At 69.8% G+C, this 19,191-nt stretch carries 15 protein-coding genes and 1 pseudogene; 5 read left to right on the top strand and 11 right to left on the bottom strand.

Features of this window, described 5'->3' with window-relative positions:
* From ABZ656_RS22110 to ABZ656_RS22120, 3 genes and pseudogenes are all read left to right on the top strand, one after another.
* Nucleotides 1-351 (top strand): annotated as a pseudogene (locus ABZ656_RS22110) (hypothetical protein); the annotation flags it as partial.
* The gene (locus ABZ656_RS22115; protein WP_101400978.1) at nucleotides 348-848 is read left to right on the top strand and encodes a ferritin-like domain-containing protein; all 501 of its coding nucleotides are present in this window, start codon (nucleotides 348-350) and stop codon (nucleotides 846-848) included. The pseudogene ABZ656_RS22110 and the gene ABZ656_RS22115, both read left to right, overlap by 4 nt.
* 81 nt (nucleotides 849-929) lie before the next feature.
* A complete protein-coding gene (locus tag ABZ656_RS22120; protein WP_101403788.1) occupies nucleotides 930-1,871 on the top strand; it encodes an aminoglycoside phosphotransferase family protein in 942 nt (313 codons plus the stop codon).
* 10 nt (nucleotides 1,872-1,881) lie between these two features.
* Here the strand turns inward: ABZ656_RS22120 and ABZ656_RS22125 are convergent, their stop codons facing one another.
* From ABZ656_RS22125 to dxr, 7 genes are all read right to left on the bottom strand, one after another.
* Nucleotides 1,882-2,145 carry a ferredoxin gene (locus ABZ656_RS22125; protein ID WP_218977856.1) on the bottom strand — a complete coding sequence of 88 codons (264 nt, stop codon included), beginning with the start codon at nucleotides 2,143-2,145 and terminating at the stop codon, nucleotides 1,882-1,884.
* Between the two features lie 573 nt (nucleotides 2,146-2,718).
* Nucleotides 2,719-4,413 carry a proline--tRNA ligase gene (locus tag ABZ656_RS22130; RefSeq protein WP_101400977.1) on the bottom strand — a complete coding sequence of 565 codons (1,695 nt, stop codon included), beginning with the start codon at nucleotides 4,411-4,413 and terminating at the stop codon, nucleotides 2,719-2,721.
* 105 nt (nucleotides 4,414-4,518) lie between these two features.
* Entirely contained in the window at nucleotides 4,519-5,088 is a 570-nt protein-coding gene (locus ABZ656_RS22135) for a GNAT family N-acetyltransferase (protein WP_101400976.1), read from the bottom strand.
* A 222-nt stretch (nucleotides 5,089-5,310) separates the two neighbouring features.
* On the bottom strand, nucleotides 5,311-6,159 hold the full coding sequence (locus tag ABZ656_RS22140; RefSeq protein WP_075031337.1) for a GNAT family N-acetyltransferase: 849 nt from the start codon (nucleotides 6,157-6,159) through the stop codon (nucleotides 5,311-5,313).
* Between the two features lie 534 nt (nucleotides 6,160-6,693).
* The gene (ispG, locus tag ABZ656_RS22145; RefSeq protein ID WP_095852303.1) at nucleotides 6,694-7,851 is read right to left on the bottom strand and encodes a flavodoxin-dependent (E)-4-hydroxy-3-methylbut-2-enyl-diphosphate synthase; all 1,158 of its coding nucleotides are present in this window, start codon (nucleotides 7,849-7,851) and stop codon (nucleotides 6,694-6,696) included.
* Nucleotides 7,852-8,025: 174 nt separating this feature from the next.
* Nucleotides 8,026-9,330, bottom strand: coding sequence for a site-2 protease family protein (locus tag ABZ656_RS22150; RefSeq protein WP_360269964.1), 1,305 nt, complete (start codon nucleotides 9,328-9,330; stop codon nucleotides 8,026-8,028).
* Nucleotides 9,327-10,610, bottom strand: coding sequence for a 1-deoxy-D-xylulose-5-phosphate reductoisomerase (gene dxr, locus ABZ656_RS22155; protein ID WP_101400974.1), 1,284 nt, complete (start codon nucleotides 10,608-10,610; stop codon nucleotides 9,327-9,329). Before dxr ends, ABZ656_RS22150 begins: the two co-directional genes overlap by 4 nt.
* 219 nt (nucleotides 10,611-10,829) lie before the next feature.
* Between dxr and ABZ656_RS22160 the strand changes: the two genes are divergently transcribed.
* Entirely contained in the window at nucleotides 10,830-11,282 is a 453-nt protein-coding gene (locus tag ABZ656_RS22160; protein ID WP_101400973.1) for a lamin tail domain-containing protein, read from the top strand.
* Nucleotides 11,283-11,489: 207 nt separating this feature from the next.
* On the opposite strand, the gene secA is transcribed toward ABZ656_RS22160, so the two are convergent.
* From secA to ABZ656_RS22180, 4 genes are all read right to left on the bottom strand, one after another.
* Nucleotides 11,490-14,273: a preprotein translocase subunit SecA gene (gene secA, locus ABZ656_RS22165; RefSeq protein ID WP_101400972.1), complete on the bottom strand. Its 2,784-nt coding sequence runs from the start codon at nucleotides 14,271-14,273 to the stop codon at nucleotides 11,490-11,492.
* A 16-nt stretch (nucleotides 14,274-14,289) separates the two neighbouring features.
* Nucleotides 14,290-14,775, bottom strand: a complete 486-nt coding sequence (locus ABZ656_RS22170) for a hypothetical protein (protein WP_101400971.1) — start codon at nucleotides 14,773-14,775, stop codon at nucleotides 14,290-14,292.
* Nucleotides 14,776-14,878: 103 nt separating this feature from the next.
* Nucleotides 14,879-16,810, bottom strand: a complete 1,932-nt coding sequence (locus ABZ656_RS22175) for an acyl-CoA dehydrogenase family protein (protein WP_101403786.1) — start codon at nucleotides 16,808-16,810, stop codon at nucleotides 14,879-14,881.
* Between the two features lie 164 nt (nucleotides 16,811-16,974).
* Entirely contained in the window at nucleotides 16,975-17,781 is an 807-nt protein-coding gene (locus ABZ656_RS22180) for an endo-1,4-beta-glucanase (RefSeq protein WP_360269968.1), read from the bottom strand.
* 318 nt (nucleotides 17,782-18,099) lie between these two features.
* Here ABZ656_RS22180 and ABZ656_RS22185 point away from each other — a divergent pair, with 318 nt between their 5' ends.
* Nucleotides 18,100-19,113: a LacI family DNA-binding transcriptional regulator gene (locus ABZ656_RS22185; protein ID WP_360269970.1), complete on the top strand. Its 1,014-nt coding sequence runs from the start codon at nucleotides 18,100-18,102 to the stop codon at nucleotides 19,111-19,113.
* Nucleotides 19,114-19,191: the final 78 nt, after the last annotated feature.

The following is a 19,191-nucleotide window of genomic DNA, read 5'->3' on the forward strand; positions in this document are numbered from 1 at the left end:
GCCGGTGGAGTGGAAGGTCTGGCGCTCGGGTGCGGTCAGCGCCTTGTTGTTCTGCGTGACCTTGGTGGTGTACGCCACGCGAAGGCGTTCGGGAGCGGCGGAACCGCCGGCAGCCGGCCCTCCGCCACCGGCTCGCCGTCGGCTTCCGCCTCGGCGCACCCCAGCCCCTCACCCACCGTGCCCGCCCAGGAGAAGGACGCCCTCGCCGACCTCGCCACCGCCGAGCGCACCTTGGCCGACCAGCGGACGAAGGCCCTGCTGACGGTCCCGGGTGAGCTGGCCAGGCTGCTGGCCTCGGTGGCCGCGGCCGGCGCCGCACACGCGTTCCTGCTGACGGAGGGTGCCAAGTGAGCACGACCGAGGACACAAAGAGCACCAAGAAGGCCGAGCAAGCCGAGCTCGGCGCGTTGCAGGCCGCGCTCGCCGCCGAGCACGCCGTCGTCTACGGGTACGGAGTCGTCGGCGGCAGGATCGACGAGGGACGCCGGGGCGAGGCCCGCTCGGCGTACGACGCCCATCGGGCCCGGCGCGACGAACTCGCGCGCGCCGTACGGGACCTGGGCGGCAGGCCGGAGGCCTCCGCGGCGGCGTACGCGCTGCCGTTCGCCGTGAAGGACTCCGCCGCGGCCGTGCAGCTCGCGGCCGACTTGGAGGAACGCGTGGCCGGGGCGTACTCCGACCTCGTACGCGCCTCCTCGGGCGATCGGCGGCGCACGGCCGCCGAGGCGCTGCGGGAGGCGGCGGTGCGGGCGGTGCGCTGGCGCGGGGAGAGCGTAGCCTTCCCTGGTCTCGCCGAGCGGGCGGCCCCCTCGGCCACCCCTGCCGCGGCGACGCCGTCGCCCTCGTGACGCGCCCCTGACGGCCCGGACGAGACGACCTGGACGACCTGGACCAGCTGGAAAGGAACACCTCGCGCAATGGACTCGCGCATGGCCTTCGAACCGCCACGGCGCCTGGTGCGGGCACTCGGCGAGACGCAGCGGAGCGGGTCCAACGGCTCCGGCGGGTCCGACGGGACGGGCGAATGGCTGGACAAGCTGCCCGTGCTGGCGCAACAGGCGGTCGGTCTACGCGAGTTGACCGTGGAGCGGGTGCAGGCACCTGGCGGCCGCAGCAGCCTTGTCCTGCTCGTCCGGCAGGCCGACGGGACGCCCGCCGTGCTGAAACTGGCGCCGCCGCGGGCCCGTCCGGAGAGCGAGCGAGCCGCGCTCGCCCACTGGGACGGACGCGGCGCCGTACAGCTCCTCAACCTCGCCGACGCGCAGGGCGACACCCACGGCGTACTGCTGTTGGAGCGCCTGCGTCCCGATCTGTCCGTGCGTTCGCTGCCGGAGGCGAAGGCTCTGCTGGAGGCGGCCGGGACGCTGCGGCGGCTGTGGGTCGAACCGCCCGCCACCCATGTCTTCGAGACCGTCGCCGAGCGGACCGGGCGGCAGGCCGAGGCGATGCGGGCGGCGGCGGGCGCCGACACCGAGGTCGCGCCCCTGGTCGAGGCGGCGCTCGCGGCCCGCGAGGAGCTCCTCGCCGCCCCGCCCGAGGAGAGGCTGCTGCACGGCACCTTCCGGCAGAGCAAGGTGCTCGCCGGTGAGCGCATGCCCTGGCTGGCCGTGGGCCCGGACCCGGTGGTCGGCGAATGCGCCTTCGACCTGGCCCGGCTGGTCCGGGACCGGGTGGAGGACCTGATCGCGTCCCCTTCCGGATCGTCGATCACACGGCGACGGGTCAAGCGGCTCGCCGAGTCCCTGGAGGTGGACCAGGAGCGGCTGCGGGGCTGGACGTTGTTCCGGGCGGTCGAGTCCGGCGTACGGGCGGGGCGGGTCGGGCGTCCGCAGGACGCGGAGCTGCTGCTGGAGTTCGCGGGCTGGCTCTGACCGCCCCTGCCTAGCCCTGACTTCCCTGTGTGGTGGCGAGTTCGAGGACCAGTACCGGGCAGTCGGCGGCGGCTCTGCGGGCGCGTTCCAAGGTCGTGGGCGGAGGGGGGGCCTCGCCCAGGAGCGGGTAGCCCCACTCGTCGAGCGTGATGTGTTCGGGGAGGAGTTCCGCGCACAGGCCGTGGCCCTGGCAGGCGGTCCAGTCGACGTCGAGGCGCGGATCGGTGTCGGCGAGGCCGCAGCGGTCGGCGGGCAGGGCGGCCAGGACGCCCACGTCGTCCTACGGTCGGGGAGCAGCGTCTCTGATCAGTCAAGTGATCCCATATCAGACGTAGTGTCTGGCAACGGGATCGCCCATCGCGGAGGAGTCGCGTGGGCGTGCAGGTGGAAGCCCGCGCCCAGTGCTGCCCCTCGTGGCTTGTGGCGGCCGGCGGTGGGTGTGCTGATCGCCGTCACGCCCTGGTGCCGATCGGCTGCGCGAGGCAACCGGGTCCGGCCCGTGTGAGCGTGTCCCTCCGGACGCTGGCCTGCCGGACCCGAAGGCCTGGTAGGAGAGGGTGTCCGGCGTCGCCTGGGCGTCGGACATGCTGAGTGTCGCCGGGTGGGTCCGGTCTTGGAACCCCCTTCCGCCCGCGATGCCGTCATCTGATGAACGACACGCCTCACGGAAAGGTCACGCATTCGATGCTCGCACTCGCATACGGCGTCGGCCTCAGCCACCGGGCGTGACGCCGAGAAACAGCGAATCTCCGCGCGTACCCAATGAACTCCGTGGGCCTGAGAGAGGTCCGTGAGGCGCCCATGCTCCGGAGATGAACCTCTTGAGCGCCTCCCGGCTGTCGTGCGGCTACGCCGTCAGGCGGGCGATCGCCTCGTCCACGGTCAGTTCCTCGCGCTCGCCGGTACGGCGGTCCTTCAGCTCGAGGACGCCCTCGGCCGAGCGTCGCCCGGCCACCAGGATCTTCGGTACGCCGATGAGCTCCGCGTCCGTGAACTTCACGCCCGGGGAGACCCCGGCCCGGTCGTCCACGAGGACGCGTACGCCCGCCGCGCCCAGCTTCTCCGACACGTCGAGGGCCAGCTCGGTCTGCAGCGCCTTGCCCGCGGCGACCACGTGGACGTCAGCCGGGGCGATCTCGGCGGGCCAGCACAGGCCCTGCTCGTCGGCGTGCTGCTCGGCGAGCGCGGCGACGGCGCGGGAGACACCGATGCCGTACGAGCCCATGGTCACCCGGACCGGCTTGCCTTGCGGGCCAAGGACGTCGAGCTGAAGGGCGTCGGCGTACTTGCGGCCGAGCTGGAAGATGTGGCCGATCTCGATGGCGCGGTCCAGCTTGAGGCCGGTGCCGCAGGACGGGCAGGGGTCGCCCTCCTGCACGACGACGGCGTCCACGTACTCGTCGACCTCGAAGTCGCGGCCCGCGACGACGTTCTTCGCGTGCAGGCCCCCCTTGTTGGCGCCGGTGATCCAGGAGGTGCCGGGGGCGACACGCGGGTCGGCAAGGTAGCGGACCTTCTCCAGTCCCTGCGGGCCGACATAGCCGCGTACGAGGTCGTCGCGGCCCTCGAAGTCCCCGGCCGTGACGAGTTCCACGGCGGCCGGGGCGAAGTGGGCCTCGACCTTGCCCATGTCGACCTCGCGGTCACCGGGAACGCCGACCGCAACAATCTCGCCGTCCACCTTGACCAGCAGGTTCTTCAGGGTGGCGGACGCGGGCACGTTCAGGTACGCGGCGAGCGTCTCGATCGTCGGGGTGTCCGGGGTGGGGATCTCCTCCAGCGCGGGAACGGCGGACCCGTCGACCGGCTTCAGGGGATACGTGATCGCCTCGGTGTTGGCGGCGTAGTCGCAGTTCGGGCAGTCGGCGAAGGTGTCCTCACCGGCGGCGGCCGGAGCGAGGAACTCCTCGGACTTGGAGCCGCCCATGGCGCCCGCGGTGGCCGCACAGATGCGGTAGTCGAGGCCCAGGCGCGCGAAGATCTTCTGGTACGCCTCGCGGTGCAGGGCGTAGGACTGGGCCAGGCCCTCGTCCTCCAGGTCGAAGGAATACGAGTCCTTCATCAGGAACTCGCGGCCACGCAGGATGCCGGCCCGGGGGCGGGCCTCGTCGCGGTACTTGTTCTGGATCTGGTAGAGGGTCACCGGCAGATCCTTGTAGGACGTGCACTGGTCCTTGACCAGGAGGGTGAAGATCTCCTCGTGGGTCGGGCCGAGAAGGTAGTCGCCGCCCTTGCGGTCGTTCAGGCGGAACAGCTCGGGGCCGTACTCGTCCCAACGGCCGGTCGCCTCGTACGGCTCCCTCGGCAGCAGGGCAGGCAGCGTGACCTCCTGGGCGCCGATGGCGTCCATCTCCTCGCGGACGACCCGCTCCACGTTGGCCAGGACCTTCTTGCCGAGCGGCAGCCAGGACCACAGGCCGGCGGCGGTACGGCGCACATAACCGGCGCGCACCAGCAGTTTGTGGCTGAGCACCTCGGCGTCCGCCGGGTCGTCACGCAGTGTCTTGACCATCAAACGGGACATGCGCTGGACCTGGGCCATGGTTCTCGACTCCTGCTGCGTAAGGGTGATGGCTAGGAGGTTAGCCGGGCGGCCCATCCCGGTGGAAATCGGTTGGTCCCCCGGCCGGAGGGCAGGCCCGGGCGCTCAGCGCCTGCGCAGGGGCAGCGGGGCGCCCATGACGGCGTACGGCTTGGGTGCGCTGGGGAAGAGAACCTGCCGCGCGAGGTCCTCGTACCCGAGGGAGCGGTACAGGCCGCGGGCCGGGCTGTCGGTGTCGATGGCGGAGAGGATCGAGCGGGGTTCGGTGGCGCTGTCCGTGATGCCGGTGATCAGGGACCGGCCCAGGCCGTGGTTCTGGTAGTGCGGGTGGACGTGCAGCTCGGTGATCACGAAGGAGTGGTCGAGCCAGGCGTCGCGTCCCTGGGCGCGCAGATACGGTTCCACGACGGTGGACCACCAGTGGGTGCGGTCGTTGGGCATGCCGTAGACGAACCCGACGAGCCGTCCGTCGACCGTCGTCGCGCCGAGTGCGCGCGCTCCCGGGTAGGTGAGGTGACGCAGCACGATCTGGCGGCGTACGGCGATCTCGTCGGCGCCGAGCCCGAAGGCGAGGGCCTGCACGGCGAGCGCCTCGTCGACGCGCGCCGCGAGATCCAGCGGGCCGACGACCACGTCGTCGGGGTTGCGGGGGCCCTGACCGGGAAAGCGCAGCATGCCGGGGAGACTACCGGGGCGCTTCGCCGGATTGCGCCGGGACTACGGGAGGTTGTGTCCGATGCGGCCCGGTCGGGGGCGGTCGAGAACCGGTCTGGGGCCGACCGAGAACCGGTCTGGGGCCGACCGAGAACCGGTCTGGGGCCGACCGAGAACCGGTCTGGGGCCGGTCGGGAACCGGTCTGGGGCCGGTCAAAGGAGTTCCCCGCGTCCCTGCGAGCGCTAGAACAGCACGCTCATGAACGCGCCGATCTCCTGGAAGCCGACGCGGTGGTACGTCGCCCGGGCCGGGGTGTTGAAGTCGTTGACGTAGAGGCTGACGAGCGGGGCGACGTCGGCGAGGGCGTAGCGCATGACCGCCGCCATGCCCGGGGCCGCCAGCCCCTGCCCCCGGTACTCGGGGGCGACCCACACCCCTTGGACCTGGCAGGCCTGCCGGGTGGCGGCGCCGATCTCGGCCTTGAAGACGACCTTGCCGTTCTGGTCGAGACGGGCGAACGAACGGCCGGTGCCGACGAGTTCGGCCACCCGTGCCTGGTAGAGCAGGCCGCCGTCACCGGCGAGCGGTGAGACGCCCACCTCCTCGGTGAACATCGCCACGCACGCCGGCATGATCGTTTCCATCTCGTCCTTGCGGATGCGGCGGACGTACGGATCCGGGGCGATGTCGGCGGGGAGCCGGTCGGTGACCATCAGGGGCTGGTGGGCGCGGACCTCGCGGGCCGGGCCCCAGCTGGGTTCGAGCAGCCGCCACAGCTGGGCGGTTGCCTCGACGGGGCCGACGATCGAGGAACAGCGGCGGCCGGCCCTTCTCGCCCGGTCGGCGAAGCCGCGGACGGCGCGGGGGGTGGCACAGATCGGGACCAGGTTGGCGCCCGCGTAGCAGAGGGACCGCAGCATGCCGTCCTCGTACCAGCCCCACATCTCGCCGCCGAGCCGCCAGGGGTCGAGGCCCGCGACCTGTACCCGGGACGCGACGAACGCGTTCGCGACCGGGTCGCGGTCGAGGACGGCGAGCGCGGCGTCCAGGTCACTCGGTTCGAGGACCCTGGTGGTGGTCTGGGTCAACACGTGCGGGGGCCTCACCATACGGTCTGCTGATCTCCGCACTGTACCTGGCGAGGTTGTGCCTCGCCGCCCCTTGTACCGGCCGGGGCTTCGGCCGCGGGCCGGTGGGCGCGGTGCGCGCAGTTCCCCGCGCCCCCTGGACCGGGGCTCCGCCCCGGATCCCCGTTCGTCCGGGGTCGTTTGTCTGCGGGTGCGTGGGGGCCGGTCGCGCAGTTCCTCGCGCCCCTGAGGGTGGGGCTTCGCCCCACATCCCCCGGCCGCCCGAAGTTCTTCGGCTGACGACGGCCGGTGGGGGCCGGTCGCGCAGTTCCCCGCGTCCCTAAAAGCCCCTGGCACGCATCTTTCAGCCCGTCCGGCGTTCGAGGACGAGGCCGTCAGGCCGATGCGGGGGTCCAGGGGCGCAGCGCCCCTTGCGGGGTGCAAGGGGCGGAGCCCCTGGGGATGATGGGCGTCCCCCTCCTCGAGCGAAGCCGAGAGCTTGGGGGGAGGGCAGGGGCGGCGGGGGCGGGGTCGGGACGCGGTGGTTCCGCCCGCGGGTCAGCCCGCTACCGACACCGAAGGCTCGCCGGAGGCGATACCGTCGGCCTCCATCTGCTCGGCAAGCTTCATCGCTTCCTCGATGAGCGTCTCGACGATCTTCGACTCGGGGACCGTCTTGATGACCTCGCCCTTGACGAAGATCTGCCCCTTGCCGTTGCCGGAGGCGACACCGAGGTCGGCCTCGCGGGCCTCGCCCGGACCGTTCACGACGCAGCCCATGACGGCGACGCGGAGGGGGACCTCCATGCCCGTCAGACCGGCGGTGACCTCTTCCGCCAACTTGTACACGTCGACCTGGGCACGCCCGCAGGACGGGCAGGACACGATCTCCAGGCCCCGCTGCTTGAGGTTCAGCGACTCCAGGATCTGGAGACCGACCTTGACCTCCTCGGCGGGCGGCGCCGACAGGGACACCCGGATCGTGTCGCCGATGCCCTCGGAGAGCAGCGCTCCGAACGCCACCGCCGACTTGATCGTGCCCTGGAAGGCGGGACCCGCCTCCGTCACACCGAGGTGCAGGGGGTAGTCGCACGCCGCCGCCAGCTGGCGGTAGGCGTTGACCATGACCACCGGGTCGTTGTGCTTGACCGAGATCTTGATGTCCCGGAAGTCGTGCTCCTCGAAGAGGGACGCCTCCCAGAGGGCGGACTCGACGAGCGCCTCGGGGGTCGCCTTGCCGTACTTCTGGAGGAGCCGCTTGTCGAGCGAGCCCGCGTTGACGCCGATCCGGATCGGGGTGCCGGTGTCCTTCGCGGCCCGCGCGATCTCCTTGACCTGGTCGTCGAACTGCTTGATGTTGCCGGGGTTCACACGGACGGCCGCGCAGCCCGCGTTGATCGCCGCGAAGACGTACTTCGGCTGGAAGTGGATGTCCGCGATGACCGGGATCTGCGACTTGCGGGCGATCGTGGCGAGGGCGTCGGCGTCGTCCTGGGTCGGGCACGCCACCCGTACGATCTGGCAGCCGGAGGCCGTCAGCTCGGCGATCTGCTGCAGCGTGGCGCCGATGTCCGACGTACGCGTGGTCGTCATCGACTGCACCGAGACGGGTGCGTCTCCACCCACAGCCACGGTTCCGACCTGGATCTGCCGGCTCTTCCGACGCTCGGCGAGCTTGGTCGGAACGGACGGCATGCCGAGAGAAATCGCAGTCATCTGCTGTGCAACCCCAAGTTGTGGATCAAGGTCCCGGAATCGTGGGCTCCAGGCTCCGAGATTACGGCACCGGCGCACGCCCGAGCACATCACGCCCCTAAACCCACCCAACGGATGGCGGCCGGACACCCAGGGTGCCCGGCCGCCGCGAACGGTGTCTTGCCAAGAGACCGCCTAGGAGATTTTCACCGGGTTAACGACGTCCGCGATCAGGACGAGGATCGTGAAGCAGACGAAGATTCCGGCCACCACATAGGCCACCGGCATCAGCTTCGCCACGTCGAACGGGCCCGGGTCGGGCCGCCTCAGCACCTTCGCCGCGTTCCGCCGCAGCGACTCCCACAGCGCGCCCGCGATGTGCCCGCCGTCGAGCGGGAGCAGCGGGAGCATGTTGAACAGGAACAGGGAGAGGTTGAACCCCGCGACCAGCAGCAGCATCATCGCGACCTGCTGCGATGCCGGGATGTCGAGGGTGAAGACATCACCACCGATACGTGCCGCGCCGACCACGCCCATCGGGGAGTCCGCCTTGCGCGGGCCGTCGCCGAAGGCCGCGTTCCACAGGTCGGGGATCTTGCCGGGCAGCGAGACGAGCGACTCGACGCCGTTCTGCATCATGTCGCCCATGCGGTTCACGGACTGGCCGAACGACTGCTGGACGATGCCGGAGGCGGGCGTGAAGCCGAGGAAGCCGGCGTACACGTACTTGCCCTCGACATAGCCGCCGTTGCCGTCGGTCTTGCTGACCTGGTTCTTGATCAGGTGAGCGGTCAGGTCGACCTTCTGACCCCCCCGCTCAACGGTGAGCGTGACGTCCTTGCCGGGGTTGGAGCGGATGTCGGACTGCAGCGCCGCCCAGTCGTCGATCGCGTTGCCGTTGAACGCGACGATCTTGTCGCCGCCCTTGAGGCCGGCGGCCTTGGCCGGCGCGGCCTGGTCGCTCGCCGCGCACTTCGACCGGTTCTCGCTCTGCTGGATGACACAGTCCGAGACCTTGCCGACCGTGGTGGTCTGGGTCTGCACCCCGAACGTCATCATCACGCCGAGGAAGATCGCGACGGCCAGGACGAGGTTCATGAACGGGCCCGCGAACATCACGATCACGCGCTTCCACGGCTTGCGCGTGTAGAAGAGGCGGGTCTCGTCGCCGGGCTGGAGCTCCTCGAAGGCGGCCGACCTGGCGTCCTCGATCATGCCCCGGAAGGGGGAGGTGGAGCGCGCCTCGATACGGCCGTCCGGGCCGGGCGGGAACATCCCGATCATGCGGATGTAGCCGCCGAGCGGGACCGCCTTCACCCCGTACTCGGTGTCGCCCTTCTTCCGCGACCAGATGGTCGGCCCGAAGCCGACCATGTACTGCGGCACACGGATGCCGAAGAGCTTGGCCGTCGACAGATGTCCCAGCTCGTGCCAGGCGATCGAGATGAGCAGGCCGACCGCGAAGACGACTATGCCGAGGATCATCATCAGGGTCGTCATGCACGAGCCTCCGCGGTTGTCGTCTGTGCCATTGGTGCTGTCCGTGCCGTCTGTGCGGTCAGTTCACGGGCCCGGGCGCGTGCCCAGGTCTCCGCTTCGAGGACGTCCGCCACGGTCAGGGAAGTTCCCGTTCCGGGTGTGCCGTGTTCCTCGACCACCCGGGTGACGGTGTCCATGATCCCGTTGAACGGCAGGGCGCCGTTCAGGAACGCGTCCACGCACTCCTCGTTGGCGGCATTGAACACCGCCGGGGCCGTGCCCGCGAGCTGCCCCACGTGCCGGGCGAGCCCGACGGAGGGGAAGGCGTCGTTGTCGAGCGGGAAGAACTCCCAGCTCGACGCCTTGGTCCAGTCGAAGGCGGGCGCCGCGTCCGGGACGCGTTCGGGCCAGCCGAGACCGATGGCGATCGGTCCCCGCATGTCGGGGGGCGTCGCCTGGGCCAGTGTCGATCCGTCCGTGTACTCAACCATCGAGTGGACATACGACTGCGGGTGCACGACCACCTCAATGCGATCGAAGGGAATGTCGTAGAGGAGGTGCGCCTCGATGACTTCCAGCCCCTTGTTGACCAAGGTCGCGGAGTTGATGGTGATCACCGGGCCCATGGCCCAGGTCGGGTGCGCGAGGGCCTCGGCGGGAGTGACGTTCGCCAGCTCCGCCTTCGTACGCCCCCGGAAGGGTCCGCCGGAGGCGGTCACGACCAGCTTGCGCACATCAGCGCGCGTACCGGCCGCCAGTGCCTGGAAGAGCGCCGCGTGCTCGGAGTCGACCGGGATGATCTGGCCGGGCTTGGCCAGCGCCTTCACCAGCGGGCCGCCGACGATGAGCGATTCCTTGTTGGCGAGCGCGAGGGTGCGGCCCGCTTCCAGGGCGGCGAGGGTGGGGGCGAGGCCGATGGAGCCGGTGATGCCGTTGAGGACGGTGTGGCAGTCGGAGGCGGCGAGTTGGGTGGCGGCGTCCGCGCCGGCCAGGATCTCGGGAAGGGTCTCACCGGGTGCGTACTCGGCCGTGAGCGCCTCCCGCAGCGCCGGTACGACGTCCTCGCGCGCGACCGCGACCGTGCGTACGCGCAGCCGGTGGGCCTGCTCCGCGAGCAGTCCGACCCTGCCGCCGGCGGCGGAGAGCGCGGTGACCCGGAACCGGTCGGGGTTGCGCAGCACGAGGTCGATGGCCTGCGTGCCGATCGAGCCGGTGGAGCCGAGGATCACGACGTCCCGGACTCCGTCCACGGGGTCGAAGACGAGATGCGGATCAGCGAGGGGGGCTGGACTGTCGCTCATCCCCCCATTGTGGCCGCTGCGCGACCCGCGCAGGACAGGGCTCCCCACTTCTCCTCCCTTCTCCTCTCTTCTGGCCCCATTAGCACCCCGACGTACCGGAGGAAGCGAAATCACCCTTTGTGAAACCAGCGTGAAGATCATGTGATAGCACTGCATGCACGTCGTCACTCTCACTGGCCGGTGGACGACCGGCCGGGGGCGACACCCTGGGGGGTTCTCATGCGGATACGCGCTGCCCTGCCCGCGCTCGCGGGCGCCGTGGCACTGACGGGCACGTTCCTTCTCAGCACTCCGGCACAGGCGGCCGGCGGTGTGACCATCTACCACGTCTGGTTCGACAGCCCCGGTTCGGACAACCGCTCCAACGCGAGCCTCAACGCCGAGTGGGTGCAGATCAAGAACACCAGTTCGACATCGATCTCGCTCAAGGGCTGGATCCTGAAGGACGTCTCGAACCACAGGTACACCTTCCCGAACGTGAAGATCGGGGCGCACAAGACCATGAAGGTGCACACGGGCAGCGGCAGGGACACCGCGGGGGACAAGTACCAGAACCGCCGCGCGTACGTCTGGAACAACACCAGCGACACCGCCACGCTCACCAAGGCGAACGGCGGCAAGGTCGACGCGTGCTCGTGGACGACGCGGGACCCCAGCGACAAGTACTGCTAGGGCCTGTCGTCAAATTCCCGTCGTCCGCCCGGAGGGCGGGCCCTGCGGCGTCAGGTGCGTGCTCTCGGCGTGCCGGGCACAGGCCCCCGTACTGGACGTACTTGGATCTGTGCCTGGTGCGGTGAGAGTGCGTGCATGGCGTCGCAGGGCAGACGGGAATTTGACGACAGGGCCTAGCCCCTGCCTCCCCTGCCGGCCCCCGCGTCCTCACCGCTTGCGGCGGCGCCGCGCCTTGGACCTGCCGGGGCGCGCGCCGCCGCGTGAGGGCGCGGCGGCGGGCGCGGGGGCTGCCGCGGGAGCAGTCGCGGGCGCGTCGGCGTCCGCCGGGGCGAAGTCGCCCTCGACCACGCCCTCCGCCGTGTCCATGGTGGGGGCCGTGAAGTGCAGGTCCTCGACCCGGTCGCGGCGTTCGAGGGTCCCGGGCGCACCGCCGGAGGCGTCCAGGTTGAAGACGTAGCCGACGGACTCCTCCTTGATGGCGTCGGTCATCGCGCCGTACATGTCGAAGCCCTCGCGCTCGTACTCGACGATGGGTTCCCGGCCGAGCGTCCAGCGCAGACCGATGCCGTCGCGGAGGTAGTCCATCTCGTAGAGGTGCTCTCGCCATTTGCGGTCGAGGACGTTGAGGACGACGAGGCGTTCGAGGTCGCGCAGGGCATCGGCGCCGAGTTCGGTCTCGCGGTCCTCGTAGCGTTCGTGGATGTCCCGGGTCATGGCCTCGGTCAGGTCCTCGGCGGTGAGGTTCGCGCGCTCGCCGACCGCGCCCTCCAGGTCCTCGATCGTGACGCGTACCGGATAGAGCTGTTCGAAGGCGCCCCACAGCCGCTCCAGGTCCCATTCCTCGGGGAAGCCCTCGCTGGTCTCCTGTTCGATGTACGCCCGCACGGTGTCGTCCATGAAGTGCAGGAGCTGTTCGCGCAGGTCCTCCCCCGCCAGGACGCGGCGGCGCTCGGCGTAGATGAGGGTGCGCTGCCGGTTGAGCACCTCGTCGAACTTCAGGACGTCCTTGCGGGACTCGAAGTGCTGCTGTTCGACCTGGGCCTGGGCGGAGGCTATGGCGCGGGTGACCATCTTGTTCTCGATGGGGATGTCGTCGGGGACGTTCGCCATGGACATCACGCGGTCCACGACCTGGGCGCGGAACAGGCGCATCAGGTCGTCCTCCAGGGAGAGGTAGAAGCGGGAGGCGCCGTTGTCGCCCTGGCGTCCGGAGCGGCCGCGCAGCTGGTTGTCGATACGGCGGGACTCGTGGCGTTCGGTGCCCAGCACATAGAGCCCGCCGAGCTCCTTGACCTCCTCGTACGCCGCCCCGACCGCGGCGGTGACGCGCTCGCGCACCTCGCGGCAGGCGTCGGGGTGCTCCTCCTCGGTGAGTGCACGCTTCTCCAGCTCTGCGGCTATGAGGGACTCGGGATTGCCGCCGAGCATGATGTCGGTACCGCGGCCCGCCATGTTGGTGGCGACGGTGACGGCGCCCTTGCGGCCCGCCTGGGCCACGATCTGGGCCTCGCGCTGGTGGTTCTTGGCGTTGAGCACCTCGTGCCGGACACCGCGTTTCCTGAGCAGCGCGGAGAGCAGTTCGGACTTCTCCACCGACGTGGTGCCGACGAGGATCGGCTGCCCCTGCGTGTGCCGCCCGACGATGTCCTCCACGATCGCGGCGTACTTGGCGTCCACGGTGCGGTAGATCTGGTCGGGGTCGTCGGCGCGCTTCGGGGGCCGGTTGGTCGGGATCGGCACGACCTGGAGCTGGTAGATCTGGTGGAACTCGGCCGCCTCCGTCATCGCCGTGCCGGTCATGCCGGCGAGCTTCTCGTAGAGGCGGAAGAAGTTCTGCAGGGTGATCGTGGCGAGGGTCTGGTTCTCGTCCTTGATCGTCACCCCTTCCTTCGCCTCGATCGCCTGGTGCAGCCCCTCGTTGTAGCGGCGGCCCGCGAGGATGCGGCCGGTGTGCTCGTCGACGATCAGCACCTCGCCGTCCACCACCACGTAGTCCTTGTCCCTCTTGAAGTGCTCCTTGGCCTTCAGGGCGTTGTTGAGGTGCCCGATGAGGGAGGTGTGGTCGGACTCGTACAGACTCTCGATGCCGAGCTGGTCCTGGAGGTACTCGACGCCCCGGTCCAGGATCGCGACGGTGCGTTTCTTGGGGTCGTACTCGTAGTCGTACGTGCCCCGCAGTGCCGCCAGTTCCTCCTTCTCGGCCGGCCGGGTGAAGAGTTCCTCCTGGACGCGGACGCCCTTCATCCGTCGTACGAGCCCCGCGAACGCCTCGTACCACCGGGTGGGCTGGTCGGCGGGACCGGAGATGATCAGCGGGGTGCGGGCCTCGTCGATGAGGATGGAGTCGGCCTCGTCGACGATCGCGAAGTGGTGGCCGCGCTGCACGAGTTCGTCCCGCGACCAGGCCATGTTGTCGCGCAGGTAGTCGAAGCCGAACTCGGTGTTGGTGCCGTAGGTGATGTCGCAGGCGTACTGGGCGCGGCGCGCGGCGGGTGTCGACTCGGACTTGATGACACCGACGGTCAGGCCCAGGAAGCGGTAGGCGCGGCCCATCCACTCGGCGTCGCGCTCGGCGAGGTAGTCGTTGACCGTGACGAGGTGGACTCCCTTGCCGGACAGGGCGTTCAGATAGACGGGAAGCGTGGCGACGAGGGTCTTGCCCTCCCCCGTCTGCATCTCCGCGATGTTGCCCAGGTGGAGCGCCGCGCCGCCCATCACCTGGACGTCGAAGTGGCGCATGCCCAGGGTGCGCCGGGCCGCCTCGCGCATCGCGGCGAAGGCCTCCGGCAGCAGGTCGTCCAGGCTCTCGCCGTCGGCGTGGCGCTGTTTGAACTCCGGTGTGAGGGACTGGAGTTCCTCGTCCGACAAGGCCCTGAACTCCTCGTCCAGGGAGTTGACCTGATCGACGACGCGCTGGAGCCTGCGCAGCACACGGCCCTCGCCGGCCCGCATGATCCTGCCGGTGATGACGTCCAGACCTTTGCCCGGCATAGGAATTCCCCCAGAACTAAACGGCGTCCACGAGCATCCGAATCCAGTGATTGGCTCGTTGCAGAATGTGGACGCCCTGCTGATTCGCTGTGATCACCTCGCGCAGGACGGGATCGTCGACCACGTCGAGTGCGCTGCGGAGGAGTTGCTGGATGACGGGCCGTTCCCCCGGCCGTCCGGCGTCCAGCAGACCGTCGACGTCACGGAGGTCGATGCGCCGGATCCGTACGGCGTCGAAGGAGGGCACCGGCGGGCGCGGCTCCGTGTCGACCAGGGCGAGCGCGCAGTCGTTGAGGAGAACCGCGAGGGCGTCGCGGTGCGCCTCGAAGGTCTCGGGCGCGGCTTCGCGCAGCTTCTGCGCCAGCGGCCGCACTTCTTTGCGGACGGTCCGCAGGGCCCGTACGAGATCCGGTTCGTCGAGCTGACACCGGGCCTCGGCGCGGGCGCGCGTCAGCTGCGCGGAAAGGCCGTGACCGTGTTCTTCCCCGATTCCTTGGCGCATCTGCCGTCCCCGTTCGCCATTCTCCTCATTGTCGACGCACATATTCGGTGCGGCAAGCAGCGGAATGGCGAACCGGGACGGCAGTGAATTCCTGGGGAAAAGGTCAGCGAATGGGGCGGTGGACGTTTTCCTTCCGGCTCGGACCGGGTGTCGCGTCGGCGATCCAGGGGCCTTCCCCGGACGGGTCGATCACGCCCTGCTCCAGCCATTCGTACGCGCCCGCCAGTACGCCCTTGACGACCTTGCGGTCGAGGTCGTCGGTGTTGCTCCACAGGCGGCCGAAGAGTTCGTCGACGCGGATGCGGGACTGGCGGCAGAAGGCGTCGGCGAGCTGGTAGGCCTGGCGGCCGTGCTGTCCGGTGAGGCGCAGGTGTTCGGCGCGGACGCAGGCCGCGCTCATCGCGAAGAGCTCGGCGCCGATGTCGACGATCCGGCCCAGGAAGCCCTGCTTGGTCTCCATCCGGCCCTGCCAGCGGGACATGGCGTAGAAGGTGGAGCGGGCGAGCTTGCGGGCGTTGCGCTCGACGTAGCGCAGATGCGGGGAGAGATCCACATGCCGGTTGAACTCGCCGTACGAGCGCGGGAGCTGCCCCGGTCCCGCGACCAGTTTCGGCAGCCACTTGGCGTAGAAGACACCCGCGTTCGCGCCTGCCTTCGCCTTGTCCGAGAGGGACTTGTCGGGGTCGATGAGGTCACCGGCGACCGACAGGTGGGCGTCGACGGCCTCGCGGGCGATCAGCAGGTGCATGATCTCCGTGGAGCCCTCGAAGATCCGGTTGATGCGCAGGTCGCGCAGGATCTGCTCGGCGGGCACCGCCCGCTCGCCGCGCGCCGCCAGCGACTCGGCGGTCTCGAAGCCGCGGCCACCGCGGATCTGGACCAGTTCGTCGGCCATCAGGCAGCCCATCTCGGACCCGTACAGCTTGGCGAGGGCGGCCTCGATGCGGATGTCGTTGCGGTTCTCGTCGGCCATCTGGGAGGACAGGTCGACGACGGCTTCGAGGGCGAAGGTGGTGGCCGCGATGAAGGAGATCTTGGAGCCGACGGCCTCGTGGAAGGCGACCGGCTTGCCCCACTGCTCGCGGGCCGCCGACCATTCGCGGGCGATCTTCAGACACCACTTGCCCGCGCCGACGCACATGGCGGGCAGTGAGAGGCGGCCGGTGTTGAGGGTGGTGAGGGCGATCTTCAGGCCCGCACCCTCCGGGCCGATCCGGTTCGCGGCCGGGACGCGGACCTGGTGGAAGCGGGTGACGCCGTTCTCCAGACCGCGCAGGCCCATGAAGGCGTTGCGGTTCTCGACGGTGACGCCCTCGGAGCCGGCCTCCACCACGAACGCCGTGATGCCGCCCTTGTGGCCCTCGGACTCCGGGACGCGCGCCATGACGACCAGGAGGTCCGCGACGACGCCGTTGGTCGTCCAGAGCTTCACCCCGTCGAGGACGTACTCGTCGCCGTCCGGGACGGCGGTCGTGGCGAGCCGCGCCGGGTCGGAGCCGACGTCCGGCTCGGTGAGGAGGAAGGCCGAGATGTCGGTGCGGGCGCAGCGCGGCAGGAAGACGTCCTTCTGCTCCTGGGTGCCGAAGAGCTTCAGCGGCTGCGGTACGCCGATCGACTGGTGCGCGGACAGCAGGGCGCCGATCGCCGGGTTCGCGGAGCCGACGAGGGCGAGCGCCTTGTTGTAGTACACCTGGGTGAGGCCGAGGCCTCCGTACTTGGTGTCGATCTTCATTCCGAGGGCGCCGAGGTCCTTGAGGCCGTCGATGACCTCGTCAGGGATCTGCGCCTCGCGCTCGATGCGGGCCGCGTCGATCTTCGTCTCGCAGAAGTCGCGCAGCTTGGCGAGGAACTCCTCGCCGCGCTGTACGTCGTCCTCGGCCGGCATGGGGTGCGGGTGGATCAGGTCGAGGCGGAAGCGGCCGAGGAACAGTTCCTTGGCGAAGCTGGGCTTGCGCCAGTCCTGTTCGCGGGCCGCCTCCGCGACCTGACGTGCCTCACGTTCAGTGACGGTGGGCTGGTGGGGTGTTGCGGACATGAGGCTCACCTCGCCGCGCATAGGGATCTTGGGGACCTTCGTTACCGATCGGTTCTACTCGATCGTATTTACCCGAATACGGGTGAGACCACCAGTCCTCGCGCGCGTTCGCGTGAACGTGTACCCCATGGGTTTGGGCCGATGCCGGCCGATGCCGGCGGATGTCAGCCGATGTCGACGGAGTACGCCTTGGTGTCCAGCCGTCCCGAACCACGGAAGACCTCGCTGCCCGACTCGATGCCGGAGAGGTACTTGTCGTTGCCGAGCAGCTTGCGGCGGACCAGGGCCTGAGTGAAGTCGTCGAGGTCGAGGGAGGCCTTGGTGGTGTTGGTGCGGCGGACGAAGGAGTACACCTTCCAGCCGATGTCGCCCTGGTAGATGTCCCACATGGCGCCGTCGAGGCTCACGCTGCCGTACTTGGTGCCGAGAGGGCCCGCACCGCCCTGCCGGTTGAGCCAGACCATGATTTCGTCGGTGGGCTGGTCCTGCCAGTCCGCGTCGTTCTTGGCGTGCAGCCACAGGTCGTACGCGACGTTCATGGTGCCGGGGCTGGAACTGACCGAAAACTCCCAGCTGGTCTTGACCGGCTTGCGGTCGCCGACCCGGACGGGCAGTTCGGTGGCCGCCTTGTCGGTCTTCCAGCCCCAGTGCCAGCCGAGCACGGTACTGGCGTACGACTTGACGCTGTTCTCCTTGCCGGCCTTGCTGGTCCAGGTGTAGTCCGTGCCCCAGCCGATGGTGTCGCCGGAGCGCGAGGTGTCCCAGACGCACTGGGTGCCCGTGCCGTCGTCCTGCCCCCAGAGGTTGTTGTTGACGTAGTACTTGCCCATCATGACGGTGTCGAAGGCGCCGCACTTCTTGCCGGCCTCGCCCGCCTGGGCGACGGTGGCGCCCGCGGCGGCCGCGAGCGCCACCGTTCCCGCGAGCATCGCCTTCGCCTTCTTGGACAGGCGCGGTCGGCGGTGTTGCATCGAAGGTCCTTCCGGAAAACGGTCTGCGTACGCCTTCTCAGTGACCACCAGCGCTCGAAAGGTTGCCGCCGCACGGCGAAGTCCGGCGCGCGAAACGTACCGGCGCACGACACTGGAAACACGCCCGAGCACCGCACGGCGAACATGCCGTCGCGCGGCACGACGACGACTCCCGACCCGCACCGCAAGAATCCTGTCGAAGCGCTTCGACAACCTATGGACACCCACCACCCGTCGAGCTACTGTCGAGCCACCCTCACACGCCCTTGTCAGCAATGCGCACTGTCGAAGCGCTTCACACAATGCTTGGAGAGCTGGATGGTCACCCTCGCCGAGGTCGCCCAGCACGCCGGAGTCTCGGCGAGCACGGTGAGCTATGTCCTCAGCGGCAAGCGGTCCATCTCCGCGAACACCCGACAGCGGGTCGAGCGGAGCATCCAGGAGCTCGGCTACCACCCGAACGCGGGCGCCCGGGCCCTGGCGAGCAGCCGGTCCAACATCATCGCGCTGATGGTTCCGCTCCGTACCGACATGTACGTACCCGTGATGATGGAGATCGCCATCGCGGTGGCGACCCACGCCCGCACGCACGGCTACGACGTGCTCCTGCTCACCGGCGAGGAGGGTCCCGACGCCGTGCACCGCGTCACCGGCAGCGGGCTCGCCGACGCGATGATCCTGATGGACGTGGAGCTCGACGACGAACGGCTCCCGCTGCTGCGCCAGACGGACCAGCCCTCCGTACTGATCGGCCTGCCCGCCGACACCTCCGGCCTGACCTGCGTCGATCTCGACTTCGGCGCGACGGGCGCGCTGTGCGCCGAGCACCTCGCGCTGCTGGGCCACCGTGACATCGCTGTCATCGGCGAGGCTCCCGCGGTCTACGAGCGGCACACCGGCTTCGCCGAGCGCACCCTCGACGGACTCCGGTCCCGTTCGAGGGAGCTGGGCCTGCGCGTGCTGCACCGCCCCTGCGAGGGCGGGTACGACGCGATGGCCCTGACCCTCGCCCGCATCCTCGACGAGCGCCCAGGCACCACGGGCTTCGTCGTGCAGAACGAGTCCGCGGTCGAGCCGCTGCTCGCGCTGTTGCGCCAGCAGGGCCGGGCCGTCCCCGAGGACATGTCGGTGATCGCGATCTGCCCGGACCAGGTCGCGACACAGGCCTCGGTGCGGCTGACCTCGGTCGCCATCCCTGCGCAGGAGATGGGCCGGCTCGCCGTGGAGCATCTGATCGCCAAGTTGGAAGGGCACGGCGAGGACGAAGTCGCGCTCATCGCACCCGAGTTGACGGTACGGGCGAGCACGGGCCCGGCGCCGACCGCCGCCTGACCGGGGCCCGGCCGCGCCACTCCCCGTCCCACCCTTCACCCCACCGCGTCACACCGCACTGCCCCAGCCCCAGCCCCA

It is taken from the genome of Streptomyces sp. NPDC007095 (genome assembly GCF_040634475.1).
In the GTDB taxonomy this organism is placed as follows: Bacteria; Actinomycetota; Actinomycetes; order Streptomycetales; family Streptomycetaceae; genus Streptomyces.

Coding starts and splice junctions, on each gene's coding strand:
- ABZ656_RS22120 (WP_101403788.1), top strand. CDS start 930: ATGGCCTTCGAACCGCCACGGCGCCTGGTGCGGGCACTCGGCGAGACG.
- ABZ656_RS22130 (WP_101400977.1), bottom strand. CDS start 4,413: ATGGCCCAGGTCCAGCGCATGTCCCGTTTGATGGTCAAGACACTGCGT.
- ABZ656_RS22135 (WP_101400976.1), bottom strand. CDS start 5,088: ATGCTGCGCTTTCCCGGTCAGGGCCCCCGCAACCCCGACGACGTGGTC.
- ispG (WP_095852303.1), bottom strand. CDS start 7,851: ATGACTGCGATTTCTCTCGGCATGCCGTCCGTTCCGACCAAGCTCGCC.
- ABZ656_RS22150 (WP_360269964.1), bottom strand. CDS start 9,330: ATGACGACCCTGATGATGATCCTCGGCATAGTCGTCTTCGCGGTCGGC.
- dxr (WP_101400974.1), bottom strand. CDS start 10,610: ATGAGCGACAGTCCAGCCCCCCTCGCTGATCCGCATCTCGTCTTCGAC.
- ABZ656_RS22160 (WP_101400973.1), top strand. CDS start 10,830: ATGCGGATACGCGCTGCCCTGCCCGCGCTCGCGGGCGCCGTGGCACTG.
- secA (WP_101400972.1), bottom strand. CDS start 14,273: ATGCCGGGCAAAGGTCTGGACGTCATCACCGGCAGGATCATGCGGGCC.
- ABZ656_RS22170 (WP_101400971.1), bottom strand. CDS start 14,775: ATGCGCCAAGGAATCGGGGAAGAACACGGTCACGGCCTTTCCGCGCAG.
- ABZ656_RS22175 (WP_101403786.1), bottom strand. CDS start 16,810: ATGTCCGCAACACCCCACCAGCCCACCGTCACTGAACGTGAGGCACGT.
- ABZ656_RS22180 (WP_360269968.1), bottom strand. CDS start 17,781: ATGCAACACCGCCGACCGCGCCTGTCCAAGAAGGCGAAGGCGATGCTC.
- ABZ656_RS22185 (WP_360269970.1), top strand. CDS start 18,100: ATGGTCACCCTCGCCGAGGTCGCCCAGCACGCCGGAGTCTCGGCGAGC.